Annotated in this window: 16 protein-coding genes; 12 read left to right on the forward strand and 4 right to left on the reverse strand. The window is 38.6% G+C overall.

What is annotated here, in order from left to right; genetic code table 11:
• The first annotated feature begins 39 nt into the window (after nucleotides 1–39).
• The 4 genes from N0B48_RS18525 (at nucleotide 40) to N0B48_RS18540 (ending at nucleotide 5,383) form a co-directional block, all read left to right on the forward strand.
• The gene (locus N0B48_RS18525; protein ID WP_259840445.1) at nucleotides 40–726 is read left to right on the forward strand and encodes a hypothetical protein; all 687 of its coding nucleotides are present in this window, start codon (nucleotides 40–42) and stop codon (nucleotides 724–726) included.
• Nucleotides 727–920: 194 nt separating this feature from the next.
• Entirely contained in the window at nucleotides 921–2,726 is a 1,806-nt protein-coding gene (locus tag N0B48_RS18530) for a hypothetical protein (RefSeq protein ID WP_259840446.1), read from the forward strand.
• A 224-nt stretch (nucleotides 2,727–2,950) separates the two neighbouring features.
• Entirely contained in the window at nucleotides 2,951–3,895 is a 945-nt protein-coding gene (locus N0B48_RS18535; protein ID WP_259840447.1) for an aldo/keto reductase, read from the forward strand.
• A 216-nt stretch (nucleotides 3,896–4,111) separates the two neighbouring features.
• Nucleotides 4,112–5,383: a hypothetical protein gene (locus tag N0B48_RS18540; RefSeq protein ID WP_259840448.1), complete on the forward strand. Its 1,272-nt coding sequence runs from the start codon at nucleotides 4,112–4,114 to the stop codon at nucleotides 5,381–5,383.
• A gap of 83 nt (nucleotides 5,384–5,466) precedes the next feature.
• On the opposite strand, the gene N0B48_RS18545 is transcribed toward N0B48_RS18540, so the two are convergent.
• Complete coding sequence (locus N0B48_RS18545) at nucleotides 5,467–7,311, reverse strand: chloride channel protein (protein WP_259840449.1); 1,845 nt, start codon at nucleotides 7,309–7,311, stop codon at nucleotides 5,467–5,469.
• A 187-nt stretch (nucleotides 7,312–7,498) separates the two neighbouring features.
• A complete protein-coding gene (locus N0B48_RS18550; RefSeq protein ID WP_259840450.1) occupies nucleotides 7,499–9,100 on the reverse strand; it encodes an AraC family transcriptional regulator in 1,602 nt (533 codons plus the stop codon).
• Between the two features lie 638 nt (nucleotides 9,101–9,738).
• On the opposite strand from N0B48_RS18550, the gene N0B48_RS18555 reads away from it, so the two are divergent.
• The 6 genes from N0B48_RS18555 to N0B48_RS18580 all read left to right on the forward strand — a co-directional run bounded on the left by N0B48_RS18555 (nucleotide 9,739) and on the right by N0B48_RS18580 (nucleotide 14,425).
• Nucleotides 9,739–10,173, forward strand: a complete 435-nt coding sequence (locus N0B48_RS18555; protein ID WP_259840451.1) for a helix-turn-helix domain-containing protein — start codon at nucleotides 9,739–9,741, stop codon at nucleotides 10,171–10,173.
• Between the two features lie 23 nt (nucleotides 10,174–10,196).
• On the forward strand, nucleotides 10,197–10,517 hold the full coding sequence (locus N0B48_RS18560) for a helix-turn-helix domain-containing protein (RefSeq protein ID WP_259840452.1): 321 nt from the start codon (nucleotides 10,197–10,199) through the stop codon (nucleotides 10,515–10,517).
• Nucleotides 10,518–10,763: 246 nt separating this feature from the next.
• Nucleotides 10,764–11,591 (forward strand): complement C1q domain-containing protein, encoded by an 828-nt coding sequence (locus tag N0B48_RS18565; protein ID WP_259840453.1) that lies wholly within the window; start codon nucleotides 10,764–10,766, stop codon nucleotides 11,589–11,591.
• A gap of 11 nt (nucleotides 11,592–11,602) precedes the next feature.
• Nucleotides 11,603–12,433: a complement C1q domain-containing protein gene (locus tag N0B48_RS18570; protein ID WP_259840454.1), complete on the forward strand. Its 831-nt coding sequence runs from the start codon at nucleotides 11,603–11,605 to the stop codon at nucleotides 12,431–12,433.
• A gap of 10 nt (nucleotides 12,434–12,443) precedes the next feature.
• Nucleotides 12,444–13,340 (forward strand): hypothetical protein, encoded by an 897-nt coding sequence (locus N0B48_RS18575; protein WP_259840455.1) that lies wholly within the window; start codon nucleotides 12,444–12,446, stop codon nucleotides 13,338–13,340.
• 425 nt (nucleotides 13,341–13,765) lie between these two features.
• A complete protein-coding gene (locus N0B48_RS18580) occupies nucleotides 13,766–14,425 on the forward strand; it encodes a hypothetical protein (protein ID WP_259840456.1) in 660 nt (219 codons plus the stop codon).
• An 82-nt stretch (nucleotides 14,426–14,507) separates the two neighbouring features.
• On the opposite strand, the gene N0B48_RS18585 is transcribed toward N0B48_RS18580, so the two are convergent.
• Complete coding sequence (locus N0B48_RS18585) at nucleotides 14,508–15,311, reverse strand: SDR family oxidoreductase (protein ID WP_259840457.1); 804 nt, start codon at nucleotides 15,309–15,311, stop codon at nucleotides 14,508–14,510.
• A 108-nt stretch (nucleotides 15,312–15,419) separates the two neighbouring features.
• A complete protein-coding gene (locus N0B48_RS18590) occupies nucleotides 15,420–17,078 on the reverse strand; it encodes an FAD-binding dehydrogenase (RefSeq protein ID WP_259840458.1) in 1,659 nt (552 codons plus the stop codon).
• A 151-nt stretch (nucleotides 17,079–17,229) separates the two neighbouring features.
• Between N0B48_RS18590 and N0B48_RS18595 the strand changes: the two genes are divergently transcribed.
• Nucleotides 17,230–17,664 carry a rhodanese-like domain-containing protein gene (locus N0B48_RS18595; protein WP_259840459.1) on the forward strand — a complete coding sequence of 145 codons (435 nt, stop codon included), beginning with the start codon at nucleotides 17,230–17,232 and terminating at the stop codon, nucleotides 17,662–17,664.
• Between the two features lies 1 nt (nucleotide 17,665).
• A complete protein-coding gene (locus tag N0B48_RS18600) occupies nucleotides 17,666–18,175 on the forward strand; it encodes a TlpA family protein disulfide reductase (protein WP_259840460.1) in 510 nt (169 codons plus the stop codon).
• Nucleotides 18,176–18,338 lie beyond the last annotated feature (163 nt).

Below are 18,338 nucleotides of genomic sequence, written 5' to 3' on the forward strand. Positions count from 1 at the left end.
TTCTCCGTCTAACTTCTAACCTCTAATTTCTAGCATCTTATGAATAGCCAGACCCAATCTTCTGATTTTTTTTCAGCCATCATCCTTTCAAAAAATAAAATTGCTGAAAATACTTTTCACATCAGGATTCAGAGCAGGGATTTCTCACAGATTCAATATGCAGCAGGATATACGGCAGAAATTTTCCTTTCTGATCCTCATTACAATCCGGACAGCGAAATCCGTGAGTATGCGTTCTGGAATTACGAACCGGTTTTTCATACCGCTGATTTTGCGATCCATACAGATCCGATGGATCAGGCTGTAGCATGGATAGAAACTGTTCAGGAAGGCGACAGTATATTTTTCAGGAAACTTTCTGATGAACTTACTTTGGATGATTCGGGAAGTCATTATTTCCTGATCGGAGATGTTAAAGCACTGGCTTATTTGTATGAAATCAACAGAGCTTTAGCCGTAAGTAAAAAAGTGGACAGTCTCATTTATGCTGAACGAAACGAAGAGGTGTTTCCCGATCTTGATCACAGTTTTCCTTTAATATCGCATGTCATTAATCCATTAAAACCGGAAAAAATTGGGCAAATTATAAAGAAAAAATTCCCTGCGAGTACTGAAAATACAATTGTTTATATGGTAGGAAATTCTGAAATCAGTTTGCAAATTTCAAACTATATACAGGGTAATCCCGCTTTTGAAATCAGAAAAATATACATGAAAAAATTCTGACAGAGAAAAATAGAAGCTAAAAAATAATGATATTTAACATATTTCGGATATTATAAGTGTTATTTAATGCATAGCTAATATTAAAATGATAAATTTAGGTAAATAAAGCCCGGATTAAGGTGCTCAGTTCAATAGAAATGAGGGAGTCCGAGGGTTTAATCCATTCTTAAAGAAAGAACTTTTATCAACATAAAATGACACATAAACCGTTACACAATTTCCATATTCCGGTGATGGGTCTGGCGTATACCATAGACAGCCCGATCCGTGTAGCCCAATATGGAATTTCTTCCGTTATTTCCATTATCGATGATGAGATCCTGGAAAAAATGAAAGGCTTTTATAACAGGAAATTCAATCTGGATTATTTAGGAATTTCAACAAAAACAGAAGATTACAGGGCGAAAAGAATCACAGCTTATCTGGATATGGTAGATGATATCGTGAATGAAAAATTTGAATCTTTCAAACAGGAGATCACTAAAAACAGGGAAGCATTAAAGAATTTCATGGCCATACTGCCCAATACTTCAGATCTGAAAAGCGGGCTTCAGAATTTGGTCAGCCAAAAGGACAATTTAGGATCAAGCATTAAAAATTTCATTGAATCCAATTTAAAACCGGGAAGTATCGATGTCAATATCATGACGAAAGTTGACAAAGACAACTATAAAAAAGACGAGCAGCTTCCTGTCATGTTCAATGATGCGCATGCTTCACTTCGTGGTTTTGCTCAAAGTAAATTATCTTCTTCCATGGTGCTTTCTGCAGGGATGAATCCGCGTCTGTACAGTTATATTGAAGAGTTTGATGATTTCTTTCCTGATCAGAATGGGGTTTTGAAAAAGAAGATCATTCTTAAGGTAAGCGATTTCCGCTCAGCGATGATTCAAGGAAATTTTCTGGCTAAAAAAGGTCTGTGGATCTCAGAATACAGAATAGAATCCGGACTGAACTGCGGAGGTCATGCATTTGCTACGGAAGGGATGCTGCTGGGACCTATCATGGAAGAATTCAAGCAGAAAAAGAATGATCTGATCCAGTCTGCCCATTCATTAATGACCGCTGCATTGGAACAGAAAGAAAAACATACCGTTTCTAAGCCGCTGGAAATGAAAATTACCGTTCAGGGCGGGGTGGGAACTTCCGAAGAACATGAGTTCCTGCTTGAAAATTATCAGGTAGACAGCGTAGGATGGGGATCACCGTTTTTATTGGTTCCTGAAGCCACTTCTGTAGATACTGAAACCAGAAACCTGCTTGTAAAATCAAAAGAAGAGGACTTTTATCTGAGTAATATTTCACCTCTGGGCGTTCCTTTCAATACGGTTAAAGGAACCTCCAATGAGCTGCTGAAAGAAAAAAAGGAAGCCGCCGGAAAATACGGAAGCTCGTGTCCGAAAAAACTACTGGCATTAAGCAAAGAATTTTCACCTCAGGGAACATGTACTGCTTCTAAAAAGTATCAGGATATCAAGTTAAAAGAACTTGAGTCTGATTGCGAATTAACAACTGAAGAGTTTAACAAAATGAAAACCGAAATCACAGATAAAGCCTGTCTGTGTGTAGGTTTGGTGAATGCTGCCTACATGGAACAGGATCTGGAAATTAAAGGAGAGAAACAAGGCGTAGTGATATGTCCGGGACCTAATCTTGCTTTCTTTGATAAGGAAGTTTCGCTTTCAGAAATGGTGCAGCATATTTATGGAAACACCAACATTCTTCCGGATAACCAGCGCCCGAATATGTTCATCAATGAACTGAAAATGTACGTTGATTATCTTAGAAAAGAAATCTCGAATTCTTCAGCACAAATTACCCATTCCCAAACCAAAAAATGGAATGCGTTCCAGAAAAATGTGCTGGAAGGTATTGAATATTACCATCAACTGTTTCATACATCAACTTTCTTTAAAAGCGGGTTGAAAACCATAGACCTGCAGCTGCAGGAATACAAACTGATGCTGACAGCCATTGAGGTTCCTCAGGTTGAAAAGTAACAGTATTTTTTTTAATTGATAGATCAAACAGCTTTCATCGTGGAAGCTGTTTTTTTTGGCTGATTTTGATGCTGTAAAACCTCTTTATTAGCGATAAAAAAGTAGAAATAATCAGCTTTTCCATTTATACTAACTATAAACGGTATGTTTATTTTGAATCTGAAATCCTCTCTGATATTCCTTACCTTAGATCCTTCTTAAATTTTTAATTACAATTCATTTTTATGGAAAAAAGAAACATAAAAAACACTGATCTCTCAGTAGCACCTGTTAATTTTGGAGGAAATGTTTTCGGATGGACGCTTGATGAGAAACAGTCTTTTGATATATTGGATCAATTCACAGAGGCCGGATTCAACTTTATAGACACTGCTGACACCTATTCATGGTGGGTGAACGGAAAAGGAGGCCAGTCTGAGGAAATCATCGGAAAGTGGATGAAAAGCCGTGGTAACCGTCAGGATATTGTATTGGCTACAAAAGTGGGATCAGAGACTAAAGAACATGGTTTTGATATCAGCAAAAAACATATTCTGAAATCAGTAGATGAATCGTTACAGAGACTTCGGACCGATCATATTGATCTTTATTACACGCATTTTGATGATCATACGACGCCTGTGGAAGAAACACTTTCGGCGTACGATGAAATCATTAAAGCTGGAAAAGTACGTTATATTGCAGCATCCAATCTTTCTCCCGAGCGTCTGAAAGCATCATTTGAAGCGGCAGAAAAAAATAATCTTCCTAGATATGTGGCATTGCAGCCTCATTATAATTTAATGGAAAGAGAAGGTTTTGAAAAGAATTATGCTCCGCTGGTGGAAGAATTTGATTTAAGCGTATTTCCTTATTGGTCGTTGGCTGCAGGTTTCCTTACCGGAAAATACCGTACAGAAGCTGATCTGGGAAAAAGCCAGCGAGGTGAAGGCGTGAGAAAATATCTTAATGATAAAGGTCTTGAAGTATTAAAAGCTTTGGATCAGGTGAGTGAAAAGCATCAGACGACGCAAGGAACCACTGCTTTAGCATGGCTTTTGGCTAATCCATTGATTACAGCACCGATTGTAAGTGCCACGAGCGCATCTCAGCTTGATACTTTATTCAAGGCACCGAAACTTATTCTTGATCAGGAAGATATTGAACTGCTTCATCAGGCGAGTAACTAGCTTCAACTCAGGAACTTTATTTTAACTCCATAAAAAGATCCGTTCGGTAGGTACTGAGCGGATCTTTTATTTGTGGAGATATCATGACAAAAATAAAACTGACTGCATCTATGAATATTGCATGAATGCACTGTTAAATCTGGAAAAATTAATTATTTTTTATTTCTCATTAATTGGATTTATTAATATATTTGCGCCCTTTAAATACTAAAAACTATGAAGAAAAAACTGCTGCCGCTTATCCTGTTGGGAAGCATGCTGGCCTTATTCTCACTGCAAGGGTGTGTTCATGATGCCATGGAGGGGGAAACTGAAACTGTACAGCTTCAGGAAAATCCACTCTCTTACATCAGAAAAAACTATGTAAAGGATATGGCTGTTATTTCGGGAAAGCAGATCGAATGGGAAAATGCCAGAACTTTCAAACATGAGAACAATGTTATTCTGATCTCAGTTCCGGTAAAAAATGAAAGTGAAAAACTGATTGAGGAACTTACTTTCAGGATTGATGGCGACAAGGTTTCCGGGCATTTGTGGAAATTTGAAGCCACAGGAAATTTTTCTGCCGAGGATCACAGACTCGGAGCTCACGAGATCATGAAAAAGATGACGGGAAATGTTACCTATATCGCATTGGAAGGCTCTATGAGATACCAGATCCAGGTGGTTGATGGAAAAATTATTTCAGATATTTCCTCGAAATTTTCAGGCGATGGAGATATGGATTCCTGTGGTAAAAAATGCCATGGTTCCATTGAAGAGGTCGTGATCACAGTCCCAAATCCGCCAACCAATCCACAGCCCCCGACAGGTCCGCCAATTCCTCCCATCGTTATCATTCCGCCTACCAATAATCCGAATGATCCGTGTACAAAGGCTCAGGCAGGTTCACAAAAAGCTACGGATAATTCTAAAACACAGAAATTTAATGACGCCAAGCAGGGAATTCTTAACAATTTCAACCAAAACGGAAAAGAAAACGGAGTAGGTATGGGACGAGATACTCCGAACGGCGAGCTCAAGGCAACCGGAGTTCAGGAATTAAATGCCAGCAACGGAAGTGTTAGTAATCCTTACAATTATCCTGAAGCTGATATCCATAATCATCCAGGAAATACACCACCCTCTGCAGGAGATGTCTACAGTATGATCCAATATTACAACAGCCACCCAAGTTTTAATACAAGGTATGTAGTCACTCCAAACGGTACTGTATACGCACTGGTCATTACAAATTCTAATTTATTTGCGTCATTCGTTGCCAATGTTCCACCGTTTCAAATTCCTGGTAATGCCCCTAATTTTTCCGGAGATATGTTTGCAGATTATGCAGATATTTCAAACAGAGAAACAGGAATGGCTTATGTTCTGGATAAATACAATACGGGGATTGCTTTAACAAAAATGGATGCCAATGGTAACTTTAAAAAGATTAATGTAAAGCCCAACAGTAGTGGTAATGGGTATACTCAGACACCATGTCCTTAATTTTTACAATGTAATTGATAATAAAAAGCGGCCTTTTTGAGGCCGCTTTTGCTATTTTTAATGATCTTTTTGTGGTTAAAAAATCAATCAGAATATTCTTTTAAAAGCTGTCTGTAGCTCATCAGGATAGAAGATTTTGAGATAAATCCGATAAAATCATTATTTTCACTGGTTACGGGAAGATTCCATACAGCCGTATCATCAAAAATCTGAAGGATTTCCAAAGGCTGGTTTTCACGGTAAATGACTGCCGGTGGAGCTTTCATAATCTGAGCTACGGTTTGCAAATTGTCTATTTCTTTGTTAAATAGATACGGCCTGATATCATCCAAAGTAAGAATTCCTTTCAGTTTTCCAGCTTCATCCGTGGCTGCGAAAATATTTTTGTTTCCGTTTTTCACCAATTCAAATAAATCATTAACTGAAGCATTTTCATTGATCGTCTCTGAATATTTATCGATAAAATCTTCCGTTCTTAAAGCAAAAAGAAGGTTTTTATCATGCTTGTTGGTGAAAATTTTCCCCTGGTCGGCCAGAGATTTTAATTCCGGAGAAATAGGGGAGAACCATTTGGCGATAAGGTAAGAAATAATAGAAACAATCATTAACGGAATAAAAAGATCATACCCGAAACTGGATTCGGCGATCAGGAATATGGCTGTGAGAGGAGCATACAATACGCCGCTCATGGCTCCGGCCATTCCTACCAGAACAAGATTCGTTACAGGAACTTCCGTAAACCCGATGTGCTGACAAACCAATGCAAATAAATATCCCACGGTACCGCCCGCAAAAAGTGACGGAGCAAAGTTTCCTCCGTTTCCTCCGCTGAAAATCGTAAAAGATGTTGCAAAAGCCTTCAAAAGACACACCAGCACCAAAAATATAATAATGGTCCAGTCGCCGATCTCAAAATATCTGAAAAAACTGTTTCTGATAATAGAGTGGGTACTTCCGTTGGTAAATGCTTTTACCGTTTCATATCCTTCCCCGAATAATGGTGGAAAAAGAACACACAACAGCGACAGCACCAAACCTCCAAACATCGCCTTTCTCATCCTCGAAAGCTTTAGACCTTTGATAAAATGCTCGACTTTCTGAGAAATTACCACAAAATAACGTGCATACAGTCCGGTTACAATTCCTAGAATAAGGTAATAAGGAACATTTTTATAATTAAAAGCCTCTCTCGCATAAAATCTAAAAAGGATATCTTCCTGAAGCAAAACCCGCGATAAAAGACTTCCACAAACCGCCGCCACAACCAGCGGAATAAAGTCTGTAAAAACCACACCCGTCAGAAGAATTTCAAAAGCAAACATTATTCCCGCAATAGGAGCATTGAATGCTGAAGCAATTCCAGCCGTAGCGCCCGCTGCCAATAAAAGTGTCCTTTCTTTATAACTGAGTCGGTAAGTTTGTGCATAATTGGAACCGATAGCCGCGCCCGTAACTGCAATAGGACTCTCTAATCCCGCAGAACCTCCGAGCCCAACGGTCACCGCACTCTGAATGACCTGTGAATACATTTTTACAGAAGCCACAATACTTGAATTTTGAGCAATTTCATACAAAATAGCACCAATTCCTTTTCTATCCTGACCTTTAAATAGAGTAATCACGATCGCGGTTGTCAATATAATTCCCAAAAAAGGAAAGACAATATAAAACAGGATCTGATATTCAAAATGGATGTGAGTAATAAAATTGTGAATGGTATGAACAAGCGTTTTCAGGATCACTCCGGCCAAACCTGCAGTACAGCCCACAAGGATTCCCGAAAGCACCAGAAACTGATTCCTGCTAAGTCTGTTATTCAGCCAATGCAAGATAAGCTCATAGCTGCGCGCCTTTTCCAGTCCGTACTTCTGAAAGTCTCGTTTAAATTTTAGAAAGCTTAAATACTTTTTTTTATTGTGAATTTTCACCTGGGAACCAATTTTAAAACCGTAATGGTTCTGTAAATTTATGAAATATCTTTATAAAAAATTTGGATAAAACAGGCTTAAAACAGTGATTCAACTATTTAATTAACTATTAAACAGATTATTACTGAATTTTAATTTTTTCTTCTTAATTTTTAACAAGTTTTGAATCAGTTAAAATCACAAGACATTAAGATGCCGATTCCAGACTGTCTTTTCTCAGGTTATTAATGAAATAGGAGGGACTTACTCCGGTTTCTTTCTTAAAGATCACCGCAAAAACTTCCCTTGATGAAAACCCACAGGCTTCTGCCAGATAGCTGATTTTGTATTCTCTGTAAATTGGGTTTTCATACAGTTTATTGGTGATATAATTGATCCGGAGACCATTGATGTAATTGTTATAATTGTTTTCTTTATACAGCTTAATGATTTCAGAAAGGTATCTGGTATTGGTATTCAGATCATTGGCCAAAGACGTGAGACTCAGATCTTTTTTAATGAATTTTTGAGATTTTTCAAACTTTTCAAGCTTAGCCAGAATCATTTTAACAGTTTCATCAGTGATATTAATGCTTTTCTCTGAAGGTATTTCCTGCGGTATATTTTCCAAAGGAGCTTGTTGATGAACATTTTTCAGGTTTTGAATAACGGCAGCGTATCTGTCATGCAGATTTTTCTGATTTCTCTTCCATAAAAGCAATCCACCCACGAGCAGAATTATAATGCATCCAAAGCTGAGCATTAGGATTTTCTGAATATTCCCGGAATGGGTTTTCCCCTGTTCATCCATGATCTTTTTGACAGGTGTATTGATCGTTTTTTTTTCTTCGTTAACGAGGCTGTCATTAAGCTTGGTATACAGGTTCATATATTTTTTTGAAGCCTCTTTTTCTCCCAGTTCCACATAGGATTTGAAATACACTTCATAAATATCTCTGCGGATATAAGGAATCTTTATGGCTTTCTCCAGCTGCTCGGCCTTTTTTGCATAATAAACAGCCTGACTGTATTTTTTCTGATCATGATATAACCAGGCATATTCGTTCAGGATGGTGACTTCGAGGTTTTTAGAGACGGGATATGTTTTATTCTGAGCTATTTCTAAAGCTTTTCCAAAATAATTTTCAGCATCTTTTATCCGGTTGGAAGCCACACTGGTCATTCCCAGATTCATATTAGACAAGGCCAGGAGATGATATTTCCTGGCCATAAAATCCTTAGTGTTTTCTATATGAACAGCACTTTCCAAAGCTTTTTTCTGATAATAAATCACTGAATCCAGCGGGGCATTCACATGCGCCGCATGCAATCCAATTCCGGTATAGATTAGAGATTTTAAATAATTCTTTTTGTCTTCGGACAATACTTTTTCTGCTATTTCCAATGCGTTTCTAAATTCTGCGATGCTTTCATTATTAAACCCTAATTCTGTGTAGGAGGAAGCCTTTAACCGGTAAATATTGGCCAGTTTTGCATCATCTTTTGCTTCCAGCGCCTGTTTTTCTGCTTCTGTACTCAGATCGATTACTTTTTTGTGATTTCCTGCATCAAAATACCGGGCCATAAGGATGGTGATGGTTTCCAGCATTCCTTTTTTATAGCCTGTTTTTTTGGAAATACCATAGATCTCGTTCGCCAGTTCTATGGATTGGGCAGGATTACTTTTAGACAACTCTTCAGCGCGGGTAATTTCTATGTCAACTTGGGCGTTTGTAGGAAATTCAGAATTGAATTGAGCCTGAAAGAATCCGGAGACCAAACAGAAGAGAAGTAAAATGGTGTTTTTCATTATGTGCTTTTTGAAGGAGCAAATTAAGTACAATATTAATTATTATAACCTAATATACGTGTAATATTTTCCGAATTAACAGTATTCATTAAAATTATTAACACATTGATTGTAAATTATTTAAATTCAAATTTCCAGTCGGAAAGCGTACGTACTGAAAACTTCCTGAAAAGTCCACTTATTTCAGAAATCATGTCATCTTATTCTTTTTGATACCTGTTCAAAGACTTAATATTGCTACTCTTTTAAACGGAAAGGCATTAGTTTAAACAAGACACAAATGATGAAAAACTATTGCTTTTCTGTTTAAACAAAAAGAAATTAGTATAAATAAAAACACAAATGATGAAAAGTATTTCCTCCTTCGTGAGGTTTCAAAATGTTTGACACCGGTTCGAAAGTAACCAATGCATCGCTATTCAACAGTAATGCACGGGATAAACTTTTAACCTTGTTCCCAAAATCAGGCTGAACATTCTAAAACACAATTATGAAAAGCAATAATACGGTCAGGATTTCTAATCTCCTCAATTAGGGATTTTGTCCTATTGCTTTTCCTTTATTCAGCCTTCATTTTATTCAACTTAAAGAATAAAAATTTAATCCTAAGATATTTAAACACAAATAGTAAAAAAAATATGGATCTGAAAAATCTCAATATTGGATCAATGATCAAAGACAGAGTTGCTGAAAACGACATTGAAATGAAGCGTATCTGTAAATTTTTAAACACGTCCGAAAATGAAGTCCTAAACATGTACCAGTCTTCATCTGTGGATACGGAATTGCTTCTGCGATGGGCCAAACTGCTGGAATACGACTTCTTCAGGCTTTATTCCCAGCATCTGATTCTTTATTCTCCCCAATCTTCCATGGATTATGTACAGAAAAAGAAATTACCGGCTTCACTTCCTGCTTTCCGCAAAAGTCTTTATAATAAGGAAATCATAGAATTTATACTGGACAAGATCAGAAAAGGGGAGATGACCAAATCAAAAGTGATCACTGAATATAAAATTCCAAAAAGTACCCTCTACAAATGGCTCCATAAATACAATCTGATAGAAAAATAAAAACTCAAAATAGACCACACACGATGAAAAATATCCCAGATTACAAAAAGATTTACACAGATCTGATCAATGAAAGGTACCCTGAGAAAAAAGAGGCCTTTAAAATGGTACTTTCCAAAAAGAATTTCTCCGTACTCGATGTAATAGAGTGTAACAGTATTCTTGAGAACAGAGAAGATAAGAGCACTTTTACTTTTAATCAGAAACACCGCTCTTTCGATCAACAGTCGATCCTTGAAATACTGGATTATCAGAAGAAACACAGTTGGAACAATTCCCAACTGAGTGAGCATTTTAAACTGAGCAGAAATACCATTGCAAAATGGAAGAAGAAATTCCTGTAAAAGATTTAAAAACAGAAGATTAAAATTCTTTTTCAGTGTGGTTTTTTCTGAAAATATCACATCTGATATTTCCAGTTATGAAATAATTTGTCAAATTTTGTATTCATGCTATAATATTAGTTTTCAATTTTAAAAATAATTTCAAAAAGAATACTTTACTTTGCAGTCTGGAATTCAACAATTAATGAATTATCTAAAAATAATTTAGATTTCATTAAAATAAGAACCATTAAAAAACACAACACAATGAAAAAAAATCTGCTATCACTGGCTCTGGTGACGTCATGTCTTATGAGCGCACAGATAGGAATTAATACCAGTTACCCGCTGGGAAATCTGCACATAGACGGTGCAAAAGACAATACAGCTTCAGCGACTCCCGCACAGATCAGCAACGACCTTATCATTACCAACACAGGCTTTATAGGAGCGGGTGTTTCCAATCCTGTTGTAAAACTTGATATGAGATCTGCAGGCCTGCAGAATGCAGTAGGACTGGGCTCCACGACCATGACAGCCAATGCTGCCGGTGCCGGTGCCGTAAGATATGAACCGACCCAGTCCAAAATTCAGGTCTCTGACGGAAGTGTGTGGGAAACCACATTGATCCTACCTACCAAAGCTGTAGTCGTTGCCAGAATGACAAGCGCGTTCTCAGTAGCCTACAATTCCGATGTCAATATTACCGGATGGGACGAAGTGAGAGATCTGTCCAACAGTTTTGATCCTCTCACAGGAATTTTCACTGCACCAAGAGCAGGAGTTTATACATTTCTGATGACGTATAATTTTGTTTCCGGCTCGGTGGCCAATTCTTCTGAAGTGACAAGTCAGTTTTACAGCCCCACTACAAGTTCTATTCTTGCACGTTCCTACAAGGCATTTGCCCGTGCCAATGAAGATGCCCAGGTCGGCGGTTCTGCTGCGATTACGGTAAGCTTAACGGCCAATCAGACGGTACGCCCACAGCTTAATCAAAATATTACAGGATCAGCAGCGAGAGCTTTAAGGGTAAATGCGGACTGGTCTAATCCGGATGCCGGCTTTAACAATCTGACAATTATTGAACACTAAAAAACACAAAAATGAAAATGAAGACTTTCCATAAAGTATTGATCTTTTTTCTTCCCTTCTTTATACAGGCACAAACCGGGGTATTCACGAAAGACCCCATGCAGACCTTTCATGTAGATGCAGCTAAAGACAATAGTAGCGTACCCCCTTCGGCAACTCAGATATTAAATGATGTGGTGGTGACGTCCGAAGGCAAGTTGGGCGTGGGACTGTTAAATCCCAAAACAAAAGTAGATGTCCGCTCTGCGGATCAGAAAGGCATCATCGGATTGGGGACCAGTACACAGACTGCTGCCGTTGCCGGTGGTGGAGCTATACGATACAATACAGGAAATATTATCCAGTACTCCGACGGTGTGGCCTGGCATAATCTTCCCATGACATTACCCCCAAAAGCATTGGTGCTGGCCAATAAAAGCAGCGCCCTTACTTTTACAAATAACGCGATAACACAAGTGGATGGATGGTCTGTACTTACCGATGCCCAGTCTAATTTCACGGCCAGCTCAGGAACTTTTACGGCACCGAGAAATGGATTTTATATCGTTTCTTTTAATGTTACACTGGCTGATGCCAATATTGGACAAAACTCGAGGATAGAGACCATTATTGAAAGCAATACGGCCACGAATAATATCCAGACCTACAGAAGCGTCAACTCCTATCCGGCCTGGGATGTTTCTACAGTCAGCAATATTGTAGGTGGTAACTGTACCGCTATTTTTAATTTGTCAACAGGCAATACGATTCAATTTAAAGTGTTTCACAATTTCGGAGGCAACAGAAGTATAAACACAGCCAACAGTGGTACCAATAACAGTATCAGCATTTACGAACTATAAACAAAGGATGATGAAATTAAATAAAAAAATGATGCTGTTCGTGGGCCTTGTAGTCCTTTCCAATGCAGTATCAGCACAGATAGGTATCGGTATTAATAATCCAAGCTCAGCCAATGCTATTGAGATCAATGCGACTGAAAAAGTAGTTATTGACAAAACCGGAAAAATAGGAGCAGGAGTAGCTGCTCCCAAAACGGCTATTGATCTTAGAAATGGAGTTAATGGTTCTATGGCCATAGGAATGACCAATCAAACCGCTGCTGAAGCCGGCGCCGGCGCTGTACGTTACAATCCGAACCCAGCCATCGGTGTGCAGGGATATATAGAGTATTCTGACGGAACGGTTTGGGTTCCTATTCTTCCATACGGAAAACCGAGAATCGTGGTGATGGCAGAGAAAACAAATAATAATTCCACCGTTTTTGAAACCGGCCTCTGGCCGATAGGTGATTATACAGATGGAATTGCCGGAAGATCTTCTGCTTACCTTACGTCATGGACGGAAAAGCTGGATTCGGATTCAGGGCAACCAAGAACGAATTTTAATCCTTCTACTGGAGAATTTATCGCTCCGAGAGCAGGAGTTTATTTTGTGACTTTTACTTTCGCTCTTGCACCAAGCCAGGTGAACACCAGTTTCGGACAAAACCAAACCGAAGCGATCTGGGAAGTAAGAAATCCTTCAAATGCCGTTATACAGAGGATTAAAACCAACAACGGTTACCCACAGGATACAGGAAATGCTCCCAATGCTGTGATTGTAGGATCGGCAAGTACCGCAAGTTTATATCTGAATGCGGGCGATAAACTAAGACCTTTCGTATGGATCAATGTATCCTGGGATCCGGATAAGCGGCCTCTTTTGAATACGGGAGGGTACAATGTTTTGACAGTTGTTGAACTGTAATTATCAAGGCTTTTGAATTTCAATTGCTCAACTAATTAATTTAATGGATAGGTTAAAAAATCTGTAAGACAGCGATTTAACCTATCTGTTTAAAAGAATATTCCTGATTCGTTTTGGTTTTAATTATAAAATCCTGCACGATGTTTACATCTTGTTTATAATCTACATTTCTTGGTACAATCTTACAATTACCCTAGACGGACAGAGCATTTTTTGATTGCTTTTCCGTCTTTTTATTTTCATAGACTGCCCTTGCAATAAGGGTCAATCATTTTCCTTCACTTAATTATCTTATATATAATATTGAATACGAACAAAATTAATCACCTGTATTAACTATTTAATGCATATAATTTAATTTTTAAGATAGATCGAAACTGCGTGAAAAATTGTAATATTACTATACAAATCAAAAAAAATCACATATGAAAACAATTTACTTCACTTTACTTTTTGGGGCACTTACATTTATCAAGGGCCAAGTTGGGATTAATACCACGGCTCCTTCAAGGACTTTAGACCTTAATGGAACTTTAAGAGTCAGAACACAAACCGATCAATCAGCGAATACTGGGTATACTAATGTTTTAATTGCAGATAATAACGGGAACGTTGATTATGTTAAAAAAAATACGCTTAATCAGCAGATGGTTCAATTATTTAACCTTACTATTTTACCTTCTGTAAACGCTGGAGGAAGTGGAACTGTTGTACCGGTAAGTATCAGCAATCAATCTATAACTTTAACAAAGCCTGCCTTTATCTTAATCACCTACTCAGTGCCTATCACATTAGCTGCAGGTGCTTCAGATGGTAGAATGAAATTACTGAGAACCCACTTAAGTGTCAATGGAACAAACGTTGTGCGCTCCTCTAATGCCTACACTAACAGTATCGCTACAGGAACTAATTTAACCGGGATTTTTTATAACACAGGCAGTTACATAACCTTACTGGCTGCAGGAACACACAGTATTGAGGTTTTGGGAACATGTTTTGATTTTACCGCAGCCAATCAATGCATTCAGGGGGGAAGTCTTCCGGCTACTTCATTCCAGGCATTTGCCCTGTATAATGATTTTTAATTTTCAACAATTTATTTTCTTAAATTCTCTTGATTAATTTGAGGGAATTTTTTTATTTCAAACTTAAAAATAAAAACTCGGATCAAACCACTTTAGCCTTACGCACAATCCTGGCAAGCAGAGCAGGAAAAAATCTCTTCAGATAAGTTCCCATCACTTCCTGACCTCCAATAGCAGCCTGATTTTTCTTTTTTTCTATCGCAGCAAGCATTTTTTTCGCAAAAACATCAGCAGGCATTCCTTTTCCTGTAGCATCATCCATTGTTCCCTGCAGAGAGCCGTCACCAGTGACTGCGTTAATAGAAATATTGGTCTGTATAAAACCGGGGCAGATCAGTGTCACCAGAATTTTCTTTGTGTATAATTCCGCACGCAACGCATCAAAAAAGCCGTGAAGGGCATGTTTTGCGGCGGCATAGCTGCTTCTCATCGGAGCTCCAAAAATGCCCATAAGACTGGTCACGACAGCAATCTGACCACCACCATCCCTTATCATATAGGGAAGAACCGCTTTGGTAAGGGCTACAGTGCCTAAAAAATCAACATCCATGAGACGTTTGTCTACTTCAATATCCGTTTCCATAGCAAGAGATCGCTGTGACAGTCCTGCATTATTGATCAGGATATCAATTTTTCCAAATTTTTCTATGGCTTCTGCCACGAGATCCGGCATCTTTTTATAGTCTTCCAGATCCAATGGCAGTACAGCAAAACGGGAAGCATCCAATCCGGCCTTTTTCGCAACGGCATGCAATTGCTCCTTATTTCTTGAAGAAAGAATAATTTTCGCACTGCTTTTGGCAGCCAGTTCATTCACCAGCGCTTCTCCAATTCCCGATGAAGCTCCCGTAACCCATATCACTTTATGATCAAAATATCTGCTCATTGTATTGGTATCTTAAATCTTGTTTCTTGGCTCTTATTTCTTAAATCTATCATTCACCCTTCACTTGCAAAGCAAAATTCACTATTCACTATTCACAATTGACATTCTTTACAGTCCTGCAATATATTTCCCGGCTGTCATCCCCGAGAAGATACATCCGCCCAGAAATGTTCCTTCCAGTGCTCTGTAACCATGCATTCCGCCACCGCCAAAGCCTGCCGCTTCTCCTGCTGCATAAAGCCCTTCAATAGCACTATCGTCTTCCCTTAAGACCTGTCCGTTTAAATTCGTCTTAATTCCGCCCAGTGTTTTCCGGGTCAGAATATTGAGGCGAACAGCGATGAGTGGGCCGTTTTCAGGGGCTAATATTTTATGTGGAGCGGCTACACGGCCTAATTTATCACCTAAATAATTTCTTGTATTTCTGATATAATTAACCTGAGTGTCTTTCGAATACTTATTATCCAGTTCACGGTCTCTGGCTTCGATCTGTTCTTTAATTTTTTCATAGTTTAAAAGATGCTCACCGGACAGCTCGTTCATCCTTTCTACAAGATCTTTCAGGTCATTGGAGACAATAAAATCTTTTCCGTGTTCCTTAAAGGCTTCCACGGGTCCGGGTGCTTTTTTTCCAAAGATCCTTTTTAGGAAAAGTCCGTAATCTTTATTCGTAATATCCGGGTTCTGCTCTGATCCGGAAAGGGCAAATTCTTTCTTGATGATCTTTTGTGTCAGAATAAACCAGGAATATGAAAACCCTGTATCCTGTATATGTTTTAATGTTCCCAACGTATCAAATCCGGGCAGAAAAGGGGCAGGGAGACGGTTTCCTTTAGCATCAAACCATAATGAAGACGGGCCGGGCAATATTCTTATGCCGTGTTTGGGCCATATCGGGTTCCAGTTCTGTATGCCTTCCGTATAATGCCACATTCTGTCGGGATTGATAATATGCGCTCCGGAATTTTCTGTAATCCCGATCATTTTGCCATCCACATATGCAGGAACACCACAAACCATATTTTCAGGAGCTTTTCCTAATCTTTCCGGCCAGTTTTTCCTTACCAGCTCATGATTGGCACCTATTCCTCCGGATGCAACAATGACGTGAGGAGCATAGTATTCAAATGGAGCGATCACATTTCTGTTGGTCGCAACGCCTCTTTCTTTGTCATCATTTTCAAGGATATCACCTTTAAGGCCTTTAATTTTATTATCTTCCATGATCAGTTCAGTCACTCTGTGTCTGAATTTCATTTGTAAAAGACCTTTTTCTTTAGCCTCGTAAGCTTTATCTACGAATGGTTTTATAACGCCTGTTCCGGTTCCCCAACTGACATGAAACCGGGGTACAGAATTGCCATGGCCGGTTGCTGATCCGTCACCACGTTCTGCCCAGCCTACCATAAACATAAGCTTGATCCCCAGTTTAGAAATATAAGCGTACTTCTCATTGGCTGCGAATTTCAAATAAGCTTCTGCCCATTTTCGGGGCCAATAATCTTCTTCACGGTCAAAACCGGCAGTGCCTTTCCAGTCCTGAAGTGCCAGTTCATAAGAATCTTTAATTCCCACCCTGCGCTGTTGGGGTGAATTGATCAGAAACAGTCCTCCGAATGACCAGAATGCCTGTCCACCGATGTTCTGTTCCGTTTCCTGATCCAGAAGAAGTACTTTTTTTCCGACATTGGTAATTTCCATAGCAGCAGTAAGCCCTGCTAATCCGGTTCCTATAATAATAACATCAGGCTGGAATTTTTCTTCCATGGTATCGATTGGGTTTTGTTTGTTCTTTCATGATATATCCTACAATAAATATATAAAATTTTTACGCTCAGATCGATTAAAACAGATCAAACATAGTTATGCTTGTCATAGAGCTGCCGGCTAATTTCATATCTTTGTTAAAAATAGAAGAATGAAATATTTGTTTATCATGGCATTCATGGTCTGTTCCATGTTCAGCCAGTTTTCCGCACAGCAGAAACAGGATCCGTGGAATGAAAGCCAACTGATGGATCCGGCACTTTTAGCCGCAAGAATCACAGAAAACAAAACAAAAGATGTCGTGATCATCTCTGTAGGCCCGGAAGCTATTATCAAAGGATCTGTAGATATTGGCCCAACTCATGAACCTGAAAATCTCGAAAAATTAAGAAATTATCTTAAAAACATTCCTAAGGGAAAAGAAGTAGTGATTTACTGCGGATGCTGTCCTTTTGTGAAATGCCCAAACATCCGTCCTGCATTTAAATTACTACAGGAATTGGGATTCAAAAATGCCAAACTTTTAAACCTACCAAAAAACATCAAAGTAGACTGGTTGGACAAAGATTATCCTACAAATGATTAATATGAAAGGTTTTCTTACTTTGTTTTCTGTCCTCATTCTTACAGGATATACCGCTGCACAGCAGGCTAAAATAGAGATTGGCCAGCAGGCTCCTGAAATTACCTTATCAAAACCAGATGGCAGTTCGTTTTCTCTTTCATCATTAAAGGGAAAAGCAGTTCTTATCGATTTCTGGGCTACCTGGTGTGCTCCGTGTGTTGGTGAGCAGCCGGAACTGAAAACTTTATACAATACTTTCTTAGATCAGGTTAAAGGGCAGCAATTTGAAATATTGGGTGTTTCTTTAGATAAAAATAAAGAGAGCTGGCAAAAAGCCATAGACCGTTTCGGGATCAACTGGATTCAGGTGAGTGATTTGAAATTCTGGAAAAGCCCGGTAGCTAAAGCATATACTATTGAGGAGCTTCCTTTTAATGTTATTATTGATGGCGAAGGGAAAATTATTGCTAAAAATCTTCATGGGAAGGAGCTGGAGGAGTTTATTAGAATTTTTTTTAATCAGAAAAAATAAATATGTTCTTTTGCCTTGAAGCAAAATGAACCAAAAGTTCAAGACTGGAAACTTTCGCTAAAAATGAAACCTGTTCACTAAAAACTCTAAAACTCGTGCGGCAACAATCTATGTTAAGAATCTATTTTTGTCCCGCACTCAGACATAAGAGTTTTTTTAACGT

The sequence above is a fragment of the Chryseobacterium herbae genome (assembly GCF_025154075.1).
Taxonomy (GTDB): domain Bacteria; phylum Bacteroidota; class Bacteroidia; order Flavobacteriales; family Weeksellaceae; genus Chryseobacterium; species Chryseobacterium herbae.

Coding starts and splice junctions, on each gene's coding strand:
- N0B48_RS18525 (WP_259840445.1), top strand. CDS start 40: ATGAATAGCCAGACCCAATCTTCTGATTTTTTTTCAGCCATCATCCTT.
- N0B48_RS18530 (WP_259840446.1), top strand. CDS start 921: ATGACACATAAACCGTTACACAATTTCCATATTCCGGTGATGGGTCTG.
- N0B48_RS18535 (WP_259840447.1), top strand. CDS start 2,951: ATGGAAAAAAGAAACATAAAAAACACTGATCTCTCAGTAGCACCTGTT.
- N0B48_RS18540 (WP_259840448.1), top strand. CDS start 4,112: ATGAAGAAAAAACTGCTGCCGCTTATCCTGTTGGGAAGCATGCTGGCC.
- N0B48_RS18550 (WP_259840450.1), bottom strand. CDS start 9,100: ATGAAAAACACCATTTTACTTCTCTTCTGTTTGGTCTCCGGATTCTTT.
- N0B48_RS18555 (WP_259840451.1), top strand. CDS start 9,739: ATGGATCTGAAAAATCTCAATATTGGATCAATGATCAAAGACAGAGTT.
- N0B48_RS18560 (WP_259840452.1), top strand. CDS start 10,197: ATGAAAAATATCCCAGATTACAAAAAGATTTACACAGATCTGATCAAT.
- N0B48_RS18565 (WP_259840453.1), top strand. CDS start 10,764: ATGAAAAAAAATCTGCTATCACTGGCTCTGGTGACGTCATGTCTTATG.
- N0B48_RS18570 (WP_259840454.1), top strand. CDS start 11,603: ATGAAAATGAAGACTTTCCATAAAGTATTGATCTTTTTTCTTCCCTTC.
- N0B48_RS18575 (WP_259840455.1), top strand. CDS start 12,444: ATGAAATTAAATAAAAAAATGATGCTGTTCGTGGGCCTTGTAGTCCTT.
- N0B48_RS18580 (WP_259840456.1), top strand. CDS start 13,766: ATGAAAACAATTTACTTCACTTTACTTTTTGGGGCACTTACATTTATC.
- N0B48_RS18585 (WP_259840457.1), bottom strand. CDS start 15,311: ATGAGCAGATATTTTGATCATAAAGTGATATGGGTTACGGGAGCTTCA.
- N0B48_RS18590 (WP_259840458.1), bottom strand. CDS start 17,078: ATGGAAGAAAAATTCCAGCCTGATGTTATTATTATAGGAACCGGATTA.
- N0B48_RS18595 (WP_259840459.1), top strand. CDS start 17,230: ATGAAATATTTGTTTATCATGGCATTCATGGTCTGTTCCATGTTCAGC.
- N0B48_RS18600 (WP_259840460.1), top strand. CDS start 17,666: ATGAAAGGTTTTCTTACTTTGTTTTCTGTCCTCATTCTTACAGGATAT.